We start from the raw sequence: 5,230 nt of genomic DNA on the forward strand, positions 1-5,230 counted from the left end.
ACTCTAACCAGCACGCGAGGCGAAATAGGCTGCGGGCCAATAGGGTGATAGGCCGCCGGGTGGGCGGGGTTCTCTGGAACGGATCAATTTGACACGCTTATGTATTTCACGGAGAATCCGTCAGATTTTGCGCGGTTCGGAATGAGGAACTACACGTGATAGGCTGCCAGCACGCGCAGGGCCCTGGCGGCTCACTTAATAGTTAGGCTTCTGATCGCAATGTCATGCACAGGCTGGGCAATAGCCGTCGACAGTACTGGGTAAGTTCGGAGGCCAGAGCGTATCATGGGTGACGACGGCTCAGCACCGCCGAGAGTGTTGTTTGTTTGCACTGGTAATACCTGTAGAAGCGTGCTCGCCGAATACCTCGGTCGCCATATGTTCGGGAAGGCAGTGATGTTTGAGTCGGCGGGCATCAGGCCACAGCCTGCAAAGGACGCAGACAACGCGGTTTGCACGCTCAAGCAGAAGTTCAACATCGACGCATCCGATCACGTTCCGAGAGATGTCAGGGCAGTGGAACTGTCGCGATTCAGTTTAATCATCGCGCTGGACAAAGAAGCAGTCAGGGTTGTACGTGGACTCGGAGCACAAGAGTCGACCTTGAAACTCTGGAAGGTTCAAGATCCTTACGGCGACGATCTCACGGCGTACGGTCGTGCTGGTCTTGAAATCATGAAGAAGCTCAAACAGCTTAGGGCTTCCGGTCAGGATAGCGACTAAGCCTAACATCCAAATGGAGCCGACGCACCTATCGTTCGGTTCGATTTTGTCGCCGCGGCACGCGGCTCATTTGTCGCGTTATGCGTATTGAATTCGACCGATGAGCAAATCCGTAAATCAGCACTGGGTGCCTCAGTTCTATCTTAGGGAGTTTTCAACCCCGGCAACAAGACAGGCAGAAGAAGCCCAAGTCTGGATATTCTCGAAACAAGACTCGGACGGTGTCGAGCGGCTCACAAATGTTCGGAATGTTTGTGCAAAGCGCTATCTCTATTCTCCGCGTGATGAGTTCGACCAACGTAGCTGGGAGGTTGACGATGAGCTTCAAGGTGTTGAGTCCTTGCTGGCGCAAATATGGCCCCAAGTAGCTTCGGATTTCATCGACCTTGGCAATGAAACCATCCGCAAGGCTTTGGCCTTATTCGTTGCTACTATACATATACGGCACCCTGATAACCGGAGGGTTCTAAAGTCAGTTCATCAGCAGATCGTTGAAAACCTCGACAAACTTCCCAAGAAAGCAGACGGCTCTCCCAACGTAGATAACTTTATTTGCAAAGACGAAAAATTCGAGATCGACACCTCAGGCTGGGAATCCTACAAGAAGTGGGGCGAGCACGAGCATCATCGCTTCTTCGTGGAAACAATCCGAGCGGAATCCGGCAATCTGGCCAAGATACTGCTGAAGAAGCGTTGGTCGGTTGTTTTTGCGGATAATGAGCATTTCATTACTTCAGATAAGCCTGTTGGGGTTCAGCACAGATCGAGGGAAGTCTTTGGTATTGGTACAACTGGTGCAGTGGTAAGTTTCCCGCTGTCTCCTACGCGGATTCTAATGATGGACGATCAGCATCAAGAACCAGCCAACCAGTACTATCCGCTGAAACCCGACAATGTGGGAGCATTCAATTACGGCATCTGGCATGCTGGAGCCCGGTTCATGGTTACAGGCCGGCCAGTCACCGAAGTGTTGTCCGAAATCATGGGATGGGCAGAGAGTAAAGGATGCGCATAACAAAGCGTTGCAGGTGACGTCTGGCCCGCTGTGCGCGCTAGTCGCACCTGAACGCTGGCGTTAGCCCTTCAATTGAGCCATGTCCAAATTCATACCTCCTAAGTACAAAGAAACACAGTTCCATTGCGTATATTGCGGCGTTTTCGCCAAGCAGCGCTGGGGCGATCTTTACTTTGGCTATCAAGGTACCAACGAAGCCGAAATTGATGTCTGCCGTTGTGACCATTGTGGCAAGGTCAGCTATTGGTACAGCGAGAAGCTTGTCGTTCCTGCGTCGTCCACGGCGCCACCTGCACACGAGGACACACCACAGCAGATACTCGGCGAGGTTGAAGAGGCGCGGGCCATTGTTGCAGCATCACCGCGTGCGGCTGCGGCGTTGCTGCGCCTAGCCATACAGAAACTGATGCCAGTTTTGGGAGAAAAAGGCGAAAACATCAACGACGATCTCAAAGCCTTGGTCGGTAAGGGCTTACCTGTCCAGGTGCAGATGGCCTTTGATTACTGCCGCGTGGTCGGCAACAACGCAGTCCATCCCGGAGAGATCGACCTCGATGACACTCCGGAGGTAGCGCAGAACCTCTTTGAAATGCTCAATTTCATCATCGAGGATCGCATTACGAGACCAAATCACATCAAAGCGCTGTATCAGCAGCTTCCAGAAGTGTCGCGTGCGGCAATCGAGAAGAGAGATGGCAAGAAGGGCTAACAACTCGGTCAACCGGACGCAAATCCCGCTACGCGGTCTTTGCGCCGGTTACCTCGGGCGTTAGGCGTACCCAATCCGAAAATCTGGCTGCATGCATAGCTCGGCTGGAGTGTGGTTCATGGACACCGGAACCGCCAAGGGCTGGTTTGAGAAAGAACGCCGTGGTGGACCTTGTGCGCCGTAACGTATAAGGTTACAGTTGTTACCGTGATCCGCGGGTTCAAGCACAGGGGGTTGGGACGGTTTTTCGAGACGGGCAGCAAAGCCGGTATCCAGGCTCGACACGCGGAACGGCTTCGCCTCGTCTTGGCTCAACTGAATGCGGCCACAGCTCCGCGAGACATGGCATTGCCCGGTTTGGACCTTCATCCGCTGAGGGGTGACCGCAAGGGTGCCTGGGCCGTATCGGTCAGCGGGAACTGGCGGGTCACGTTTCGGTTTGTCGGGAAAGACGCCGACTCGGTTGATTATGAGGATTATCACTAGCGAGGTGGTCACGATGCGCATGCATAATCCCCCCCACCCAGGGGCAATCATCAAGAGCCTCTGTCTGGACCCACTTGGTGTCAGTGTCACGCAGGCAGCTCAGGCGCTGGGTATCAGCCGAAAAACCTTGTCTGCCATTCTGAATGGTCGTGCGGGCGTCAGTCCTGAAATGGCCGTTCGCTTGTCCATGGCATTTGGCACGTCGGCTGAGAGCTGGCTGAACCAGCAGACCCAGTATGACCTCTGGCACGCCGAGCAACGCCGCAAACAGCTTCGCGTGTCGAAGCTTGCGGTGTAGTCAGACGTCTCACTGGTTTCTCCAGCCGACTACTTGCAACGGCGGCTGAGCCTCGACGTTGGACGTCACCATTTCGGCAGCGCTACTATCGCGGAGCCGCCGCAGCAGGCAGGAAGGACGTGGCGTCGGATCATGGTCACAGACTTACGAACGATAGGAGAATGCAATGAAACCGCTTTTGGGGGTCGTGTCAGCTCTCTTGCTGAGCGTGACGAATCTGGCACTGGCCCAATCCAACCAGCCCAACATACTGGTCGTCTGGGGTGACGACATCGGCTTCTGGAACGTGAGCGCCTATAGTCGTGGCGCGATGGGTTACCGCACGCCGAACATCGACCGCATTGCCAGGGAAGGCGCGATCTTCAGCGACCACTATGGGCAGCCGAGCTGCACGGCTGGACGCGCGGCGTTCATCACGGGTCAGCTGCCGATTCGCTCGGGCATGACGACGGTAGGCCTACCCGGTGCGGCTCTGGGACTGAAGCCGCAAACCGCCACGCTCGGGGAGGTCCTGAAGACGCAGGGATACGCCACTGGGCAGTTCGGCAAGAACCATCTCGGGGATCGCAACGAGCACCTGCCCACGGTGCATGGCTTCGATGAGTTCTTCGGCAACCTCTATCACCTGAATGTCTCCGAGGAACCGGAAATGGACGGCTACCCCACCGACCCGGCGTTTTTCGGGAAGTTTGGCCCGCGTGGCGTTCTGCACTGCCATGCCACGCCGACCGAACAGCCGGGCGAAGACCCACGCTTCGGCAAGTGGGGCAAGCAGCGGTGCGTGGATACCGGGCAGCTCACGAAAAAGCGCATGGAACGCATCGACGAGGAGTTCATCGCCGGGGCGAACACGTTCATGGAAAAGGCCGTGGCCGCGAAGAAACCCTTCTTCGTCTGGCTATCGACCAGCCGCATGCACGTCTTCACGCACACGCCACCTGAGTACCTCGAACGCTGTAAGAACTACACCTCGGGCGTTGATCCGCATTGCGCCGGCATGGTTCAGCATGACGAGAACGTTGGCGCCGTCCTGAAGAAGCTTGATGAGCTGGGCATCGCCAACAACACGATCGTCCTTTACTCGACGGACAACGGCCCGGAACACTCGACGTGGCCATACGGCGCGACGACTCCTTACCGCAGCGAGAAGATGACCACCTGGGAAGGTTCCATCCGCGTGCCGATGATGGTTCGCTGGCCGGGGAAGATCCCCGCCGGAACGGAACTCAACGGCGTTCAGTCGCACGAGGATGTCTTCGTCACGCTCGCCGCGGTGGCTGGCGCGACGGATGTGAAGCAGCGCCTCGCCAAGGGTGACGCCCTGGGAACCGGCGTGGCCAATCTGGGACAAAATGGGGTCGGGCATGAGTATTGACTTATCACCGCCGAACTCCCTTTACTCAAGGACATCAAAGCAGATACTCCTGGCACGCCGACACCTGCGACTCCACCCGACCTTGGAACGAGACCCTCTCAATGAGTCAGAGAGGAATTGAGAGGAATTGAGGGTCAGGGCTTGCAGTCACACATCGCGTTGGAGTCGAGTTCCAGCATGGCTCGCCCACTCGTCTGGAGTTTCCCCACGCCGTCCACCATCTGACTGGACGCGGAGACTCCCACATCACGTCATCCAGCGCGGCAATAATCGGCAACCTGTCTTTCTTGCGCCGAAGGCCTATCAGGCCTTTGTCGAGTGTCTGCTCGTGGCCAAACAGCAATGCCGGGTACGGCTCCATGCATCCGTGCTCATGACCAACCATATTCATCTCTTGATGGAACCGGAGCACGAAGGCGATCTGAGTCGTTTCATGCAGAGCGTTGGGCGACGCTATTTCCGGTATTTCAATGCCGACCATGAACGGACGGGCCCTGGGACGACCAGATCCTCTTCTTGATGAGGACTCCTGGTACGTGACGTTGGGAGACAACCCACAAGCCCGAGCGAGCGCCTATGCCAGCCGGCTTGAGGACTCATTGCCTGACCATGAATGGGATCGCA

8 protein-coding genes are annotated in these 5,230 nt (G+C 56.5%); all 8 read left to right on the top strand.

Annotated features, from left to right (window positions below):
• Positions 1–285 precede the first annotated feature (285 nt).
• Entirely contained in the window at positions 286–723 is a 438-nt protein-coding gene (locus tag ACOSYY_RS13225) for an arsenate-mycothiol transferase ArsC (RefSeq protein ID WP_421662963.1), read from the top strand.
• A gap of 100 nt (positions 724–823) precedes the next feature.
• Positions 824–1,738: a DUF4238 domain-containing protein gene (locus ACOSYY_RS13230; protein ID WP_421662965.1), complete on the top strand. Its 915-nt coding sequence runs from the start codon at positions 824–826 to the stop codon at positions 1,736–1,738.
• A gap of 79 nt (positions 1,739–1,817) precedes the next feature.
• A complete protein-coding gene (locus tag ACOSYY_RS13235) occupies positions 1,818–2,447 on the top strand; it encodes a DUF4145 domain-containing protein (protein WP_421662966.1) in 630 nt (209 codons plus the stop codon).
• 207 nt (positions 2,448–2,654) lie between these two features.
• A complete protein-coding gene (locus tag ACOSYY_RS13240) occupies positions 2,655–2,933 on the top strand; it encodes a type II toxin-antitoxin system RelE/ParE family toxin (RefSeq protein ID WP_421662967.1) in 279 nt (92 codons plus the stop codon).
• Between the two features lie 13 nt (positions 2,934–2,946).
• On the top strand, positions 2,947–3,231 hold the full coding sequence (locus ACOSYY_RS13245; protein WP_421662968.1) for a HigA family addiction module antitoxin: 285 nt from the start codon (positions 2,947–2,949) through the stop codon (positions 3,229–3,231).
• Between the two features lie 166 nt (positions 3,232–3,397).
• Complete coding sequence (locus ACOSYY_RS13250) at positions 3,398–4,606, top strand: sulfatase-like hydrolase/transferase (protein WP_421662969.1); 1,209 nt, start codon at positions 3,398–3,400, stop codon at positions 4,604–4,606.
• A 127-nt stretch (positions 4,607–4,733) separates the two neighbouring features.
• Positions 4,734–5,126, top strand: coding sequence for a transposase (locus tag ACOSYY_RS13255; RefSeq protein WP_421662970.1), 393 nt, complete (start codon positions 4,734–4,736; stop codon positions 5,124–5,126).
• On the top strand, positions 5,050–5,230 hold a 181-nt coding region (locus ACOSYY_RS13260; protein WP_421662971.1), incomplete at its 3' end, for a hypothetical protein. The genes ACOSYY_RS13255 and ACOSYY_RS13260, both read left to right, overlap by 77 nt.

This window comes from Nitrospira sp. BLG_2 (assembly GCF_049222245.1).

What these genes read in the sequence shown, in the direction of transcription:
- ACOSYY_RS13225 (WP_421662963.1), top strand. Translation starts at nt 286, where the DNA reads ATGGGTGACGACGGCTCAGCACCGCCGAGAGTGTTGTTTGTTTGCACT.
- ACOSYY_RS13230 (WP_421662965.1), top strand. Translation starts at nt 824, where the DNA reads ATGAGCAAATCCGTAAATCAGCACTGGGTGCCTCAGTTCTATCTTAGG.
- ACOSYY_RS13235 (WP_421662966.1), top strand. Translation starts at nt 1,818, where the DNA reads ATGTCCAAATTCATACCTCCTAAGTACAAAGAAACACAGTTCCATTGC.
- ACOSYY_RS13245 (WP_421662968.1), top strand. Translation starts at nt 2,947, where the DNA reads ATGCGCATGCATAATCCCCCCCACCCAGGGGCAATCATCAAGAGCCTC.
- ACOSYY_RS13250 (WP_421662969.1), top strand. Translation starts at nt 3,398, where the DNA reads ATGAAACCGCTTTTGGGGGTCGTGTCAGCTCTCTTGCTGAGCGTGACG.